The organism is Rhizobium sp. BK379 (assembly GCF_014193955.1).
Taxonomy (GTDB): domain Bacteria; phylum Pseudomonadota; class Alphaproteobacteria; order Rhizobiales; family Rhizobiaceae; genus Rhizobium.
The window spans coordinates 108,801-123,449 of record NZ_JACIAD010000009.1 but is presented as its reverse complement, the minus strand read 5'-3'; the positions used below and the strand labels follow the sequence as shown (position 1 = coordinate 123,449).

Annotated in this window: 18 protein-coding genes and 1 tRNA gene; 7 read left to right on the top strand and 12 right to left on the bottom strand. The window is 60.2% G+C overall.

The genetic code is table 11. The features are described from left to right. Window positions 1-81 precede the first annotated feature (81 nt). Window positions 82-750, top strand: coding sequence for an HAD family hydrolase (locus tag FHT93_RS30680; protein WP_113014006.1), 669 nt, complete (start codon window positions 82-84; stop codon window positions 748-750). A 32-nt stretch (window positions 751-782) separates the two neighbouring features. On the opposite strand, the gene FHT93_RS30675 is transcribed toward FHT93_RS30680, so the two are convergent. After that, window positions 783-1,412 carry an outer membrane protein gene (locus FHT93_RS30675; protein WP_112544623.1) on the bottom strand — a complete coding sequence of 210 codons (630 nt, stop codon included), beginning with the start codon at window positions 1,410-1,412 and terminating at the stop codon, window positions 783-785. Between the two features lie 187 nt (window positions 1,413-1,599). Beyond that, window positions 1,600-1,911 (bottom strand): hypothetical protein, encoded by a 312-nt coding sequence (locus FHT93_RS30670; protein WP_112544622.1) that lies wholly within the window; start codon window positions 1,909-1,911, stop codon window positions 1,600-1,602. Between the two features lie 45 nt (window positions 1,912-1,956). Between FHT93_RS30670 and FHT93_RS30665 the strand changes: the two genes are divergently transcribed. Both FHT93_RS30665 and FHT93_RS30660 read left to right on the top strand, forming a co-directional pair. Next, complete coding sequence (locus tag FHT93_RS30665) at window positions 1,957-2,199, top strand: hypothetical protein (protein ID WP_162729903.1); 243 nt, start codon at window positions 1,957-1,959, stop codon at window positions 2,197-2,199. A gap of 106 nt (window positions 2,200-2,305) precedes the next feature. Beyond that, window positions 2,306-2,623 carry a hypothetical protein gene (locus FHT93_RS30660; protein WP_112544618.1) on the top strand — a complete coding sequence of 106 codons (318 nt, stop codon included), beginning with the start codon at window positions 2,306-2,308 and terminating at the stop codon, window positions 2,621-2,623. 197 nt (window positions 2,624-2,820) lie between these two features. Here the strand turns inward: FHT93_RS30660 and FHT93_RS30655 are convergent. Continuing rightward, window positions 2,821-2,897 (bottom strand) — tRNA-Pro (locus FHT93_RS30655). Window positions 2,898-3,420: 523 nt separating this feature from the next. Here FHT93_RS30655 and FHT93_RS30650 point away from each other — a divergent pair. After that, complete coding sequence (locus FHT93_RS30650) at window positions 3,421-3,648, top strand: hypothetical protein (protein WP_112544616.1); 228 nt, start codon at window positions 3,421-3,423, stop codon at window positions 3,646-3,648. A 22-nt stretch (window positions 3,649-3,670) separates the two neighbouring features. Here the strand turns inward: FHT93_RS30650 and FHT93_RS30645 are convergent, their stop codons facing one another. After that, the gene (locus FHT93_RS30645; protein ID WP_029869177.1) at window positions 3,671-3,904 is read right to left on the bottom strand and encodes a DUF982 domain-containing protein; all 234 of its coding nucleotides are present in this window, start codon (window positions 3,902-3,904) and stop codon (window positions 3,671-3,673) included. 186 nt (window positions 3,905-4,090) lie between these two features. Here FHT93_RS30645 and FHT93_RS30640 point away from each other — a divergent pair, with 186 nt between their 5' ends. After that, window positions 4,091-4,303, top strand: coding sequence for a hypothetical protein (locus FHT93_RS30640; RefSeq protein WP_029869178.1), 213 nt, complete (start codon window positions 4,091-4,093; stop codon window positions 4,301-4,303). A gap of 46 nt (window positions 4,304-4,349) precedes the next feature. Here FHT93_RS30640 and FHT93_RS30635 read toward each other — a convergent pair whose 3' ends face one another. From FHT93_RS30635 to FHT93_RS30610, 6 genes are all read right to left on the bottom strand, one after another. After that, window positions 4,350-4,499 (bottom strand): hypothetical protein, encoded by a 150-nt coding sequence (locus FHT93_RS30635; RefSeq protein ID WP_183850986.1) that lies wholly within the window; start codon window positions 4,497-4,499, stop codon window positions 4,350-4,352. A gap of 62 nt (window positions 4,500-4,561) precedes the next feature. After that, on the bottom strand, window positions 4,562-4,855 hold the full coding sequence (locus FHT93_RS30630) for a helix-turn-helix domain-containing protein (RefSeq protein ID WP_029869180.1): 294 nt from the start codon (window positions 4,853-4,855) through the stop codon (window positions 4,562-4,564). After that, complete coding sequence (locus FHT93_RS30625) at window positions 4,852-6,126, bottom strand: O-antigen ligase family protein (RefSeq protein WP_183850984.1); 1,275 nt, start codon at window positions 6,124-6,126, stop codon at window positions 4,852-4,854. The genes FHT93_RS30630 and FHT93_RS30625 overlap by 4 nt, the downstream gene beginning before the upstream one ends. Then, window positions 6,123-7,685 (bottom strand): undecaprenyl-phosphate glucose phosphotransferase, encoded by a 1,563-nt coding sequence (locus FHT93_RS30620; RefSeq protein ID WP_183850982.1) that lies wholly within the window; start codon window positions 7,683-7,685, stop codon window positions 6,123-6,125. Before FHT93_RS30620 ends, FHT93_RS30625 begins: the two co-directional genes overlap by 4 nt. A gap of 55 nt (window positions 7,686-7,740) precedes the next feature. Then, window positions 7,741-8,910 carry a glycosyltransferase gene (locus tag FHT93_RS30615; protein ID WP_112544610.1) on the bottom strand — a complete coding sequence of 390 codons (1,170 nt, stop codon included), beginning with the start codon at window positions 8,908-8,910 and terminating at the stop codon, window positions 7,741-7,743. Window positions 8,911-8,913: 3 nt separating this feature from the next. Continuing rightward, window positions 8,914-9,489 (bottom strand): polysaccharide biosynthesis/export family protein, encoded by a 576-nt coding sequence (locus FHT93_RS30610; RefSeq protein WP_029869137.1) that lies wholly within the window; start codon window positions 9,487-9,489, stop codon window positions 8,914-8,916. A 187-nt stretch (window positions 9,490-9,676) separates the two neighbouring features. Between FHT93_RS30610 and FHT93_RS30605 the strand changes: the two genes are divergently transcribed. Then, on the top strand, window positions 9,677-11,857 hold the full coding sequence (locus FHT93_RS30605; protein WP_183850975.1) for a Wzz/FepE/Etk N-terminal domain-containing protein: 2,181 nt from the start codon (window positions 9,677-9,679) through the stop codon (window positions 11,855-11,857). A 3-nt stretch (window positions 11,858-11,860) separates the two neighbouring features. Here the strand turns inward: FHT93_RS30605 and FHT93_RS30600 are convergent, their stop codons facing one another. Beyond that, window positions 11,861-13,096 (bottom strand): GNAT family N-acetyltransferase, encoded by a 1,236-nt coding sequence (locus FHT93_RS30600; protein WP_183850973.1) that lies wholly within the window; start codon window positions 13,094-13,096, stop codon window positions 11,861-11,863. Between the two features lie 121 nt (window positions 13,097-13,217). Continuing rightward, the gene (locus tag FHT93_RS30595) at window positions 13,218-13,427 is read right to left on the bottom strand and encodes a DUF2842 domain-containing protein (protein WP_029616260.1); all 210 of its coding nucleotides are present in this window, start codon (window positions 13,425-13,427) and stop codon (window positions 13,218-13,220) included. A 115-nt stretch (window positions 13,428-13,542) separates the two neighbouring features. On the opposite strand from FHT93_RS30595, the gene FHT93_RS30590 reads away from it, so the two are divergent. Next, complete coding sequence (locus FHT93_RS30590) at window positions 13,543-14,646, top strand: COX15/CtaA family protein (RefSeq protein WP_183850971.1); 1,104 nt, start codon at window positions 13,543-13,545, stop codon at window positions 14,644-14,646. Window positions 14,647-14,649 lie beyond the last annotated feature (3 nt).

The window sequence follows — 14,649 nt, the reverse complement described above, 5'->3', positions numbered from 1 at the left end:
ACATGCTTTCGGTTGACGTCGCTCATGCGCTCGGCTAGTCGCGGAGGGCCGCCGGCTTTCCGCTTCGCAAGGAACCTCCCTTTGTCCGCTTCCCATCGCGTTCTCGAAAAGACTTACGATGCCTTCCTTTTTGATATGGACGGCACGTTGCTGAACTCCATCGCCGTCGTCGAGCGCGTCTGGGGCGAGTGGGCGCTTCGCCACGGTTTCGAACCTGAGGTCCTTTTGAAGACCATCCATGGTGTTCGCGCGTCCGACGTCATCCGCCAACTCGGTCTTCCCGGCGTCGATCCGATCGCCGAGGCAAAACTGCTTTTGAAAGAGGAGATGGAGGATTTCGAGGGCATCATCGAGATCCCGGGCTCCATCCGTTTCCTGAATGCACTGCCCTCGGATCGCTGGGGGATTGTCACGTCGGCGCCGATCGAACTCGCCCTCCGCCGCATGGCGGCAGCGGGTATTCCCATGCCGAAGATGATCGTCAGCGGCGAAGAAGTCTCGTCAGGCAAGCCGAGCCCGGAATGTTATCTGCTGGGCGCGAGCCGTCTCGGGGTCGATCCCGCCCGTTGCCTGGTATTCGAGGATGCGGTTGCAGGTATTCTCGCCGGCGAGGCAGCCGGAGCTGACGTCGCCGTCATCACTGAGACTCATGCGACGCCTTTCGAGACGCCGCATTTCACGATCGCCAACTATACCGGCTGGCAATCTCGTGTGACGAACGACGGCAAGCTCACGCTCTCGGCAATATAATCCGGCGGCCAGAATGCTCTGAGGGCAGGGCGTCAAAATTTGTAGCCGACCCCGATCATCACGACATGCTGGTCGAAGTCGCCGTCGAGCCCGAGCAGGTCGGCGCTGCCGTAGTCATTGTAGCGATATTCCAGCCGGCCGAAGACGTTGTTGGTGAAGGCATAGTCGACGCCGGCGCCGATCGTCCAGCCGGACAGCGTATCCCTGTCGCTGCCGGCAGGACCATCGATATGGGCCTGCGCACCCGTCCAGCCTGCTGCACCATAGATCAGCGCGCGATCGATCGCATAACCGAGCCGGGCGCGGACGGAGCCGGCAGTTTCGAGGCCGACTTCGAACGGGCCGACATCGGACTTGTTCCAGTTGTACGAAATGTCGCCTTCGATGCCGACGACGAAATTATTGTCGAACTGCCAGTTATAGCCGACGAAGCCGGTGATCAGCCCACCGTTCATGTCTTCGGAAAAGACGTCGAAATCGCCGTTGGCCCAGGTCGGCCCGCCGCCGACACCGGCATAGAAACCTGACCATGTGAAAACCGGTGTGATCTCGGCTGCCGGTGCGGCCGGAATAGCGTCGATGGCATCAGCCGCCATGGCCGAGCCGGCGAGGCCGGTAACAAGGAAGCCGGCAACTGTGGCGGATACGAAGCGGAGTTTCATGATTTCCCCCTGCCGGGAAGAGCCCGGCTGAAAGCTCGTTCAAGATCCGGTTGCCCGGATGAAACCGGCGCATGGCGCATCTCGGCTGCAGGCGAGCGACCTGCAAAATCATGCGTTTCTAACGCGATCTTTGGGGAAAGGTTCCGGGGAGGCGCCGGGCGTGACGACAGACAGCAACCGGCAGGGCTCAGAGCTTGACGCGATTGCCCTTGTTGTCGAGCATCTGCAATACCTGACCATCCGTCTTGATCGAGACGCAGTCGGTCTGCTTGTTGGGGAAAAGTATGCAGATCTGACCGTCTGAAATTTTATAGCCGTTCTTGTTGCCCCGACGGTATTCATAGCCATTCGAGGCTTTCCGCAAGTCGCTGGCACCCTTCAGAAGCTGACGGATTTCGTTTTCCCTGGCGTTTCGAAACCGGGCTTTTTCTGCCAATGCAACATGCGAAGAGGCCAATGTTATGATCATGCCGATGAGAAGTGAGCGGCTTGGCAGCATGTGATAAACTCCGGGCATGGTCGACAGGAAATGGAAGAGAGTGAAATGATCAGGGTTGTTCTTGCCTTAGCTTTAGCAATGCTCGCCGGCAATGCAATGGCCGTTGATCCGACAAATCCGCGGGTCAGCCGGCAGAACTCCCAGGATTGCCGACGCCTTCCCGAGCGCTGCGCCGGCGACGACCGCAACCGCAATCGCCGCGACTATTACCGCGACAACACCCGCCAGGGCTCCGGCCAATACATCTACCGCGGCGAGCGCCGCATATGGACGGATGAATCGCGCTGAGGGCACAAGGCACCCGTCAGCGACTTCAGACCTTGGTCCGTGTCGGGAGTTCAGCGACTATGGTATTCGCCGCAGCAGGAGTGGTTGGAGAACCAAGGGAGAAGAGATGCAGACATCGATCATCGCTGAACTGCAGACCGCGCGAAGCAATGTTGCAACGCTTGGAGCAACCGACCGCCGTGTGATTGTGGCGCGCATCCACAGCTACCTGCAGGAATACCGGGACGATATTCTCGGGCATGTGCCCGCAGACCGGTGCATGTGGATCGAGCGACTTATCGGATCGCTTTCGGTCAAGGCCCCGCAGATCGCCTCATTGAGCAACGAGGAATTTCACTCCGTTCTTTCCGAATTCGAAAAACTTCTCGCCTTGCTCGAAGACCTGACGTCCTCCTGGGACGGGCTACCCCGTACGATTCACTGAGAGATTAGCGCTCACACATTCTGCTTGGACGATGATGTATTGGTTGTCGGGCGCAAGCAGGAGGTGGAGCGGTTTGTTGCCCTAAAAGATTTGAGCGGGGCACCGCTAGTGCACGAGCGGCAATAACCGCCAGCTTGCGCCGTCCGTCCGGCTTTCAAGTTCTGTTGGTTTTTTGACTGAGATTTCAAGGGATTAAATGGTCGGGGCGACTGGACTCGAACCAGCGACCCCTTGACCCCCAGTCAAGTGCGCTACCGGGCTGCGCTACGCCCCGACCTGCCGAAACGGCTTGCTTCTGTTAGACTTTTCGGTTTTTGGACGCAAGGGAAAAATGCCGCCGTGATCATAAAACGGAACTTGTCCAAGAGAATGTCTGCTGTCGAGCTTCTTTCCTGCCCTTCGGTGCTGGACGGCATGCTCGCAATCCGCCGATGACTGCCGAAAAAAGTCTGCGCAAATGCGGCAATAACCCTTGCATACGCCGGCGCAGCATGGAAATCCTTCGGCTCGTGAGCAATGCGGCACCAAGCCGGGCCAGCACTCTGCCGAAATATTATAGATTTTCGGTTGTAGTTTTTAAGGCGCTAAATTGGCGGTAAAATATTTCCTTAATATTTCTGCCCAATATCCCTACTTAACAGAGGTGATTTATTTCACTTGCAGCAGAATCTACCTATGATTGAGGCTGGCGCGCGTGATATTTCCAATTTTAGATTATTTGAAAATGAAATTTGTTCGCAATTTTGTTGCTGAGCGTGTAAAGAAGAGAAATCGTGGAAAAGCATAGTTCTGGGCTTATGACGATCGACAGTAATAGACACGATTGCCGGCAGACCCTTGCCGCTGCATTTAAAACCCTCTCCGACGAGGCCGTGAAAGCGGGCTGGCCGGAAGAGGATGTTGCTCTTGCGCTTGCCGAACTTGCCGAAGCCCACGTGGCCGAGGTCGGCGCCAAGGTGATCGTCGAAGGCTTTTACCAGTCGCAGGCTCTATGCCGCGAGCAGACGGCTAAAATTCCGCGCTGAATCCTGAGCGGCCTTTGAAATCTCACAGCAGCAGGCCGGCTATCCTGGCCGCCGACATGAAAGACGCCTGCGCTGCGCGAGGGCTTCGCAGCCCATCCATTGCATCAAGGCAGTGCTGGAGTGCTATGCGGTATTCGCGACCTCGCTTGGCCGGCCAGCGCTTGAGATATTCGACGGCTTCCCACGCGGTTGAAACGATCAAGCTGTTGCTCGGAGATATGACCCTGACGGGCGAGGGGAAGCGTTTTTCGCTCACGGCTTTCTCATTCCATTTGAATTCCAAACGGCCCGGTAACGCGCGAGACAAGAGATTGTTCCCGACGATCTTAATTTGCATAGTTGCTAAAGTTTTGGGCCGCGCGCATAATAAAAATAAGGCTGGCAGGGAGGGCGTCGGCTGCGCAGGATGATGCGTCATGCCCTCTGAGGGAAATGCGGCGCGATGTTGAAATCGTCAGTTCATCCCCAGGATTTACCGCTCTTTTCGGAAGATATAGACCTGTTGTCGCAGGTTCTGAATCAGGTTTGCGATGACAGCGGCATTACTCCCCGCACACCGGAAGCCGACAGGATCGGCGCTGCCCTCATCCAGCTCTACAAGCAAGGCGTGAAGGACAGCGGCAAGCTGACCATCCTCGCCAAGACCTATCTCTAAGGCGTCCTGGTCAGAATGCCTCAAGCTGAGCAGCAGGGCTCCACGCTCAGTTCTGCTCGATCGAGACCCCGTCCTTGCCGATGTTCATCTCGATGCCCTGAGGCTTGCTCTCCTCGTGATAGATGTAGGCGCCGAGGCCGACGACCACGACGACGAGCGCACCGATGACAAGATAAAGACCGCTGTTGCGATTCAAGACAGGCTACCCCCAACACGTTGACAGGACAGCCGAAACGCCCGAGAGAGCGCTTGGTTCCGTCAGTCGTCGTTGGCTGCGTTGAGGTTTTCCGGTCGGATGCCGTCATCGTTGGATGTCCGGGCGCGCAGGCGTATGCCAGGGCCTCCCTCGTCCTGATTGCCGCTGGCGATGAAGATGATGCCGCGGGCCTCCAGCGCATTGCGCACATCGATCATGGCGCGCGTCTCTCCTGCCCATTCGCCGTTTTCCAGCGCTGTAACCGTTTCGACGGAAAGTCCTGCATGTGCAGCGAGGTCCTCGATGCTCATGCCGATCATGGCGCGAGCGCCGCGTATCTGTGTTCCTGTAATCATGCCCGAAACTTAGCGCCTTTGCCGAACTTCTCAAGTGGTTGCGAGCGGGCTGAACGCCTGTGGCGAACTTCCAGCGCGGCACAGCCCCAGACGATTCCGAACAGCAGGTAGACGTGCCGCCAGTGGTCGATGTCGATGACGTTGCCGATTGTCGCGTGGCCAAGGACGGAGATCCACGCGACCATGAGGAAAGGCTGCCATGGCCGGTCGAGCAGCATGTTGCGGAAGCCGAGAGTGAGCGTCCAGCACAGCATGCCGACATAGCTGACGAAGCCCAGCCAGCCGTAAGTGGTCAGCGATTTCAGCCAGATATTGTGCTCGTCTTCCGGAAACATCGTGCCGAAGACAAGCGGCCCGATACCGAGCGGCCGCTCCATCATCATCTGGAAACCGATGCGATGGCGGTCGAAACGGCCGAGATGCTCGCCGTCATATTGCTGTACGAGCTGGGCGCGGGCGGAGAAGAGCTCGCTGATCTTGGGGACCTGCAGCGCCACCACCAGCGAGGCGGCCATCAGGATGATGGCGCCAAGTGACAGGATCAGCACCCTGAGCCGGAAAGCGCCGCTGCGCTCCTTCAGCAGCATGATGAAGATCAGTATCAACACGGTGACGGCGAAAAGACCCCAGGCCGCACGCGAGAAGGAGAGGAAGATGCCGAGCGCCAGGATGAGCAGCGCTCCCGCCTTGATCGGCAAGGTTCTGAGATTCCCGGCGAGAATGCCGTGGACGAGGTAGAGCGCCGGTGGCACGAGAAAGGGACCGAAAACGTTCGGATCCTGGAAAGCGCCCTTGGCGCGGTCGTAAAGCGTGAAGACTTCCGAGCCCGGAAAGGCGTGGAAATAGCCGAGGATGCCGAGCATGGAGGTGATCACCGCCGCAAAGCTCCAGGCGTTGAAGATCAGCGGCAGCCGCTTGTGGCTATCCTCGATGATGGCGGCATAAAAGATCGAGGTCAGCGCCAGGAAGGTGGAGACGGCAATATACATCGGGCCGGTCGCCAGGTCCCGCATCTGGGTGAGCGACAGCATGCCGCCGATGTTGAAAGTGAGCAGTAGTGCCAGGAGCGGAGCGGTGGTGCGGGATATCTTCAGGCCGAGGATGAACCACAGACCGACCAATCCTGCCATCCAGAGTTCATAAGGTGCCGGCTCGTCGATGACGAAGCCCGAAAGGAAGACGCCGAAAGCGACCGCCGCCGAGCCGATGAGGCGCAGCGTCAGCCGTTGCGGCTGCGCTACGCGCACAAGGGAGGCGTCGATCGTGCTCAATAGGCATTTTCCGTGTTGAGCAGCCGGATAGGCGTCAGGAACAGGATCTTGAGGTCGAACCAGAGCGACCAGTTCTCGATGTAATAGAGGTCGTAGGCCGTGCGGAACTTGATCTTGTCGTCATTGTCCACCTCGCCGCGCCAGCCATTGATCTGCGCCCAGCCGGTGACGCCTGGCTTGACGCGGTGACGGGCAAAATAGCCGTCGACGATATCGGCAAAGGCACGGTCGTGCGCCTGGGCGAGCACGGCATGCGGGCGCGGGCCGACCAGCGAAAGCTCGCCCTTCAGCACGTTGAAGAGCTGCGGCAATTCGTCGATCGAGGTTTTGCGAATGAAGCGCCCGACGCGGGTGACGCGTGGATCACCCTTGGTCACGGCAGCCTTCGCGCTCGGGTCGCTCATGCTGGTGTACATGGAGCGAAACTTGAAGACGTTGATGACTTCATTGTTGAAGCCATGGCGCTTCTGCATGAAGAAGACAGGTCCTTCCGACGTCATCTTCACGGCAATCGCCGTTGCCACCATGATCGGCCACAGCAGGCAGAGGGCGATGATGGTGAAGAAGATATCGAAAGCGCGCTTTGCAACGGAATCCCAGTCGCGGATCGGCTTCTTGAAGATGTCGAGCATCGGCACGTCACCGACATGCGAATAGGCGCGCGGACGGAAACGCAGGCGATTGGCGTGAGCCGCAAGGCGGATATCGACCGGCAGCACCCAGAGTTTCTTCAGGAGCTCGAAGATGCGCGCTTCGGCAGAGAGCGGCAGTGCAATGATCAGCATGTCGATACGCGTCATCCGCACGAACTCCACGAGTTCGCTGACCGTGCCGAGCTTCGGATAGCCGGCGACCATGATCGGCGAGCGCTTCTCGCCGCGGTCGTCGAAGATGCCGCAGATACGAATATCGTTGTCCGCCTGCTGCTCCAGCATGCGGATCAGTTCCTTGGCCGGCTCGCCGCCGCCGACGATGACGGCACGGCGCTCCATGATACCGTTGCGCGCCCAGTTGCGTACACCCTGTGCCACGAGGAAGCGCTCGACAACCAGGAAGAGCGCTCCTGCAGCGAGCCAGATGGCGTAGGATTCCGCAGTTGCGGCGCTAAGCCCGCGAATGAGCGAGAAAGCGCCTGCCGTCAGCACGAAGACGACGGCAAATGCCGCGAATGCACGCGGCAGATATCGCACGCGGGCTCTGAGAGCCGGAATGGAATAGGTATCGGCAAGCTGAAGCGCTACCACGGTCAATGCCGAAACGATCGCCGCCATGCCGGCCCGCATCAGGATACCGTCGCTGCCGTCGCCGGGGGCAAAATAGAAGGCGACGAGGCCGATGACGAATTGCGTGAGGAATTCCAGCAGTCGCAACTGGCCGATAATGATTGTCGGCGAATAGGTTCCGTCACGGAACTGCTCGGCAATCTGGCGTGCGTAGGGATTGATGCCAGGTGTCTCACCGGCCGCGTGCGCGGAGGTGCCGCTGCGCGTCTCCATGTCCGAGACCTGCTTGCGCAGGGCTTCGACGTCGAACTGTCCGCTCTTTTCCAGCTTGTTCATGGGGCTTCATCGCTCGTTGATGTGAGCGGGATAACAGAAAGCCCCTAAGAAACATTTACGAGGCGGCCGGACTTGCCTGTGCCGCAGCGGGATTGACGAGTTCGCCGTAGAGTTTCAGCACCTCGCGGGCCATGACCGGCGCGGAGAAGATCGATTTGACCGCATCAGGAGAGGGCATGACCTTGTCGTGCCAACCAGGCACCGTCAGAGCTTCCGCCATCACCCGCGCGAGATCGTCGGAATCTCCCGGTGTCACCAGTGCGGGACTATTCGCCCCGAGCACCTCCGGAATGCCGCCAACGCGCGAGGCGATGACGGTCTTGCCGGCGCCGAGCCCTTCCAGCACGATATAGGGCATGGCTTCGGCGCGGGAGGGAACGACGAGGTTCTGCGCCATGGAGAAGGCATCCTTCACGCGCATGGCGGGCAGCATGCCGATGCGCTTGCCGAGACCGCGCTCCACCATCATCTCGCGATAGCGGTCGCGTTCCGGTCCGTCACCGATCATCAGTGCCGAAAGCGGCCGGCCGAGCAGGCGCTCGGTCTTGGCGAAGGCATCGATGAAGAGATCCGGTCCCTTGAGGTCGCGCAGCATGCCGACATAAATGAAGTGCACGGCATCCGAACGGGTCGGAATGTCGGAAAAATCCCGCGCGCCGATACCGTTATAGATCAGACGGTTGGTGACCCGCGGGCGGCCCACCTTGGTCGCATAGGTCTGGCGTTCGTAGTCGCAGATGAAGACCAGTGCATCGGTAAAATATTCCTGCAGCCGCTCCATGCGCAGCACGAACTGACCGAGCATGGAGGCGCGGGAATAATGCAGGCTTCCGCCATGCGCAGTATAGAGGCGGGCTACGCGATACCTGTTGACCCGCAAGGCTGAGCCGGCAAGCCGCGCAAGCACACCGCCCTTGGCGCCGTGCCCATGCAGCACATCCGGCCGCAAACTCCTGATTTCCTTGAACGTGTTCCAGAGAACCATCATGTCCGACGGGCTGATGGACCGCCTGATCGGAATACGTGTCAGGCCGAGCGAGAGATAGGGGCGGATATCGTCGAAGAGACGATCCTCATATTCGCCGCCGGTCGAACTGTCGCAGATGATGCCGATTTCGTGCCCCGCCCGGCTGTGTTCTTCGACCAGATCGCGGACATGGCGGAAAATTCCGCCGACCGGCGACCGGAAGCAGTGAAGAATGCGGAGGGGCCTCTGTTCTGCCATCGGCTAGAAGAGCCGTTCACGAACATAGATCGTGTCGCCGGCGATGATCGGGCCGGAAATATTGACGCGGCCCGTCAGTACCTGTCCGTTGATCTTGCGCGTGACGTCGACCATGCTCTGGTTGGCACGGCTGGAAAAGCCGCCGGCAACGGCGATGGCGTTCTGCACGGTCATGCCGGGAACATAGGCATATTGGCCGGGCTGGCCGACTTCGCCCATGATGTAGACGGAGCGATAGCGGTCGACATCGATGGTGACATCGGGGTCGCGAAGATATCCCTGCTGCAGCTTCTGCGCGATCTGGCCGGAAAGCTGCTGCAGGGTGCGGCCACGGGCAGGGACCTGGCCGATAAGCGGGAAGGCGATATAGCCGGCCTGATCCACCGTATAGGTGTTGGTCAGCGTCGCTTGATCGAAGACGGTGATGCGCAGGCGGTCGCCACTATCGAGCGAATAGGGCTGGATCGTCGCCTGGTTGAAGGCCTTCGGCGCCGGACGATAGGTGGTGCAACCGCCCAATGCAGCCGTCATGGCGGCGAGGCTCATAGCCATCAAGGTCTTGGGCTGGACGAAGGGCATCCGCTTGCTCACAGGAAGATAAATCGGTCGAGCCGTTATCGATCTATTAGGGTTAATGCCCGGTAAAAAATCCGCCGATTTCCGCAAATCCTTTATCAGACCCGTCTCATCTGCGAGGGATTTCCCATTAACCGTTGAGTTACCATGGTCGTTTACGCTTGCGGCAGTTTGTATTGGAGTAATGAGTATGTCCCGCGTAGCGAGTGATCAGGATGTGGACATCGACCTCGGCCAGCTTGTGCGCGCGGTCTGGGCCCGTCGCCTGAAGATATTGACGATCACCGCATTGGGTGCGGGTGTAGCATTTGCCGGCGCCAAGATAGTTTCGCCGCAATATCGCAGCGAGACGCGCGTCCTTATCGAGCCGCGCGCTCCCGCATTCGCCAATACACAGACCAACGACGCCAGTGCCGGACCACTGCTCGACGAGTTGAATATCTCGAGCCAGGTTCAGATCCTGCAGTCGGCGGACCTCATCAAGCAGGTCATCAACAATCTGAAGCTCTATAATCTGCCGGAATTCGATGCGGCTGCGAACGGGTCCGCGCTCACTGATATACTCGTGGCGCTGCACCTGAAGAAAAACCCGCTGGAAAACCCGCCGGAAGAGCGCGTCATCGACGCCTTCACGCAGCGCCTGCAGGTCTATCAGGTGCCAGGCTCGCGCGTCATCGGCATCACTTTCACCTCCAAGGATCCGAAGCTCGCCGCCAGCATTCCGAACGCCATGGCGCAGGTCTACCTGGCAATCCAGAGCGGTGCCAAGCTCGCTTCCAACACGGAGGCCACGCGCTGGCTCGAGCCGGAGATCGACAACCTGCGCCAGAAGGTGGGCGAGGCCGAGAAGAAGGTCGCCGATTACCGCACCACCCATGGTCTGCTGCAGACCAACGGCACCACGACCTTTACTGCACAGCAGCTCAACGATATCTCCATCGAGCTGACCCGCGTGCGCACCGACAAGGCGAATGCAGAGGCGAGGGCGCAGGCCGTGCGCAACGCGCTGTCTTCGGGCGAGGCCTCCGATACGCTAAGTGACATCATGTCATCGCAGTCGATCCAGCGGCTGAAGGCGACCGAATCCGGGCTGCAGTCGCAGATTTCCGATTTGCAGACGAGCCTGCTCAACAACCATCCGCGGCTGAAGAGCCTGCGCGCCCAGCTTGCCGATATACGGACGCAGATCCGGCAGGAAACGCAGAAGATCCTCGCCAGCATCGAGAACGAAACCAAGGTGGCCGATCTGCGTGCCAAGGAGCTGGAGCAGCAATCCGATACGCTGCAGGCCAACAGTGCCAGGGCGGGCGAGGATGCCGTGGGTCTCAACGCACTGGAGCGGGAGGCGAATGCCCAGCGCCAGCTTCTCGAAACCTACCTCGTTCGTTACCGCGAGGCTGCTTCCCGTGCCGACCGCAATTCCAGCCCCGCAGATGCGCGCATTGTTTCCAAGGCGATCGAACAGGTCGATCCTTATTTCCCGAAAGTGGTGCCGATCGTCGTGGTCGCCGCTGTCGCAACGCTCATCATGAGTGCAATCGTCATCATGCTCTCCGAACTCTTCAGCGGTCGTGCACTGCGCCCTGTCGAGGCCACCAATGTCGGGGCCACCGACGTCGAGGCCACGAATATCGCTGAGAGGGTCGAGGAGGAAGGGCAGGGCGAGGCAGCGCCTGCTCCCGCCCCGAAGCTCGTCAGGCCGAGCATGCTGACGGCGGCCATGGATGACGAAGAGGAGCCGGAAGCGGAGCCCGTAAAGGAAGCGCCTGCTGACGACAACGAATTCTCCGTTTCGTCCGTCGCGAGCTATCTGACCGACTGCCGCGCCCCGCTGGCCGTCTCCATATCTCCGAGTGGTGACAATGGCTCGGCGGCAACCGTCGCCCTGGCGCGTGTGCTCGCCGATACCGGACGCCGCGTGATCCTGGTCGACATGACCGGCAGCGGCTATCCGAGCGAACTGATGGCGGAAAATCCCGAAGCGCTGGGCGTTACCGATCTTCTCTGCGGTGAGGCTGCCTTCGGCGAGACGATCCATGGCGACCGTATGTCGGACGCGCATCTGATCCCGCAGGGTGTGAGCGATGTGCGCCGCGCCATGCGGGGCGTCGACAGGCTGTCGCTGCTGCTCGATGCGCTGACATCGGCCTATGATATCGTCATTGTCGAATGCGGCGCGGCTGATGTCGCCGGGGTTTCGCGGCTGACGCGCAGCAAGGAAATCGAGATTATCCTGTCGCTGCCCGAAATCGATGAGGCTGCTTTCGTCGGCCTCATGCAGGATTTCCAGAGCGCCGGTTACGAGCGCGTCGTCCTGATGTCGGGCGGCGAGGAGGCTGCCATGCGCAGCCCCGCGCGCCACGCCGCCTGATCTTCAGCCAAACTTGGCCCGGATGTTCTGGGCGAATTTATAGAGACCGGGGCGGGCCTTGATGAAGGCCTTGCCACGGGTGATCGCCCGATGCGCGATGCCGGCAGCGACACCGATGCCGGAGATCGGCAGGACCACATCGTGATGGTCGGTTTCGATCGGCGCCCAGGAGCGCTTGTAGGTCTGATCACCGAGGCCGAAATCGAAGAGCGCGACTCCCTTGCCGTGCAGGCTTGAAATCATTTGCCAGAAGAGGAATTCGCCGGGGCTTGCATCAGCAATCAGATCCTCGTCGATCGCGCCGAACTGGCAGATGACGTGGTCGCCCTTGCGGGAAATCCCTGACAGGGCGGCAATACGTCCCTCATAGTCGCCCTTCAGGCGTAGAGCGCGCATCTCTAGGCCGAAGTCGTCTCCATTCCGCTTGTCGATGAGGCCGTGCAGGAAGGCTTTGGTCGGCGCATCGGCAAACACGTCGGGCAGGCCGAGCGAGGCGAAGCGCGCGCTTTTCAGGCGGAAGAACATGTCGAGCAGTTCGTGTTGCTCCGAGGACGCTTCCGGCGCGATGTAGTCGAAGCCGCCGATTGCTTCCAGCCGCCGGCTTTGCGCGCGGAATTTCTTGCGCCTGCTTTTCGCGTTTAGCTGCTGCAGCGTTTTTTCGAACGTATCGAGGAGCGGAAGCTGGTAGGCGTGATTCTGGTTCTGCACCATGGGCAGGCGGGCGAGCATGCTGCGGCGGCTGCGCCATTCCAGCGGGATATTCTGCAAAAGTAGCAGGTCGGCCTTGCCGGCGAGTGCCATGCGAAGGCGAGCGGCGAGCTGGTGACTGTCAAGCAAGTCGCTGTCTTCGGCAAAGGCGTCGGAGACGAGGCCGGTGTTGATGTTGCTGTGGTCGGCGCCGATGAATTTGGCGATCCGCATGCCGCGGGAGCTGACGATCTCTACCGGCAGGATGAAGGCGGTATGGGTGCCGCACTTGCCGCGCAGGATAGCGAGCGGCCGGCGGAAGGCTGCCACCCAGGAGCTGCACCAGTCATAGCTCTGATGCAGCGAGGAAAGATCATCGCGTTCCAGTCTGCGCCATTCCGCCTCAAGCGGCTCCATCGTATCGAAAAGCTCGATCTCGAGTTCGGCCATGGCGAGTTTCATGCTCAGCTGCCGCAGCCGGGAAATGCCGGCTTCGGCCTGCGCTGCAGCGTCGAACGGTTGCTCGGGAACGTCGTGCCTCTGGGTCTGCACGGGTCTTCTCCAGTCAATAAGTTGCTGGAGGGCAAGCTAGGGCGCCAAGACGTATAATTGGTTTAACCGAGGCCCGCGCCCGGGCTTTTCCGCAGATCAGGGTTATTCTGCCGTTAATCGGTTATTGCTGCTTCGGTCCTGCCATCCACTTGATGATGACCATGGCCGGCAGCACCCAGAGCAGGCCGGTGAGCGCGAAGTAAAGCAGATGTCCCCACCAGGGCGCGTTGCCGAGCGTCGCCACCGCGATCGTATTCGCCACAATCGCATAGAAAAGCACGAGGATGATGATCAGGATCGTGCCGATGAATTTGCGAAGGCGGATGGGCATCGTATAACTTTCGAACGGATGGGATTGAGCCGGCGCGACGGCATGCCGCAAAGGTTCGGGGCTTGTTTTGCATCAGCCGGTGGGGCAAATCAACTGCCGGATAAAAGGAGAGATCATGGCCGTCGCGAACCTGAGCCCGGAGCAGGCGATCCGCACTGAAGTGCGCAGGCAGGACAATAACCGCCGCGCCGTGCGCATCTGGCTGGGCTTCGTGCTCTTGGCGCTCTTCTGTCTAGTGCTCGTGGGCGGTGCGACGCGGCTCACCAATTCCGGCCTGTCCATCACCGAATGGAAGCCGATTCACGGCGTCATCCCGCCGCTGAACGCTGCCGAGTGGGAAGAGGAATTCAAGCTCTACCAGCGCATTCCCGAGTTCCAGCAGCTCAACAGCGACATGACGGTCGACCAGTTCAAGAGCATCTTCTGGTGGGAATGGGCGCACCGGCTGATCGCGCGCGGCATCGGCGTCATCTTCGCGCTGCCTCTGATCTTCTTCTGGGCGACCGGCCGCATCGAAAAGCGCCTGCGCTGGCCGCTTGCCGGCATCCTCGCGCTGGGCGGCCTGCAAGGTTTCATCGGCTGGTGGATGGTCTCGTCCGGCCTCTCGGTGCGCACGGACGTCAGCCAGTACCGGCTGGCCACTCACCTGGTCATGGCCTGCCTGATCTTCGCCTCCTGCATGTGGATCATGCGCGGGCTCTCGCCGCATTCCAGCGATCCGGCTCCGACGACGAATTCCCACCGCTGGGCGGCGGCGATTGCCATATTCTCGCTCTTCCAGATCTATCTCGGCGCGCTGGTCGCCGGCCTCGATGCCGGCTTTACCTACAATACCTGGCCGCTGATGGACGGCGCCGTGGTGCCTGGCGATCTCTTCATCCAGCAGCCTTTCTGGATCAACCTCTTCGAGAACCCGAAGACCGTCCAGTTCATTCACCGTCTCGGCGCCTACACGCTCTTTGCGATCGCTCTCATCAATATGGTGATTGTCCTGCGCGCGGCATCCTGGACCACCCATGCGCGCCGTGCCGTGGTGCTCTTTTCGCTAATCACGATCCAGGCCGCGATCGGTGTCACCACACTGCTGCTGGAAGTGCCGCTGCACTGGGGCCTGCTACATCAGGCAGGCGCCCTCGTGGTCTTCGGTTTTGCCGTCGCCAACTGGCGCGGCTATTACGGCGAATATCCCCGCCCCACTGTGATCGCCGAGCGCGACTGAGCC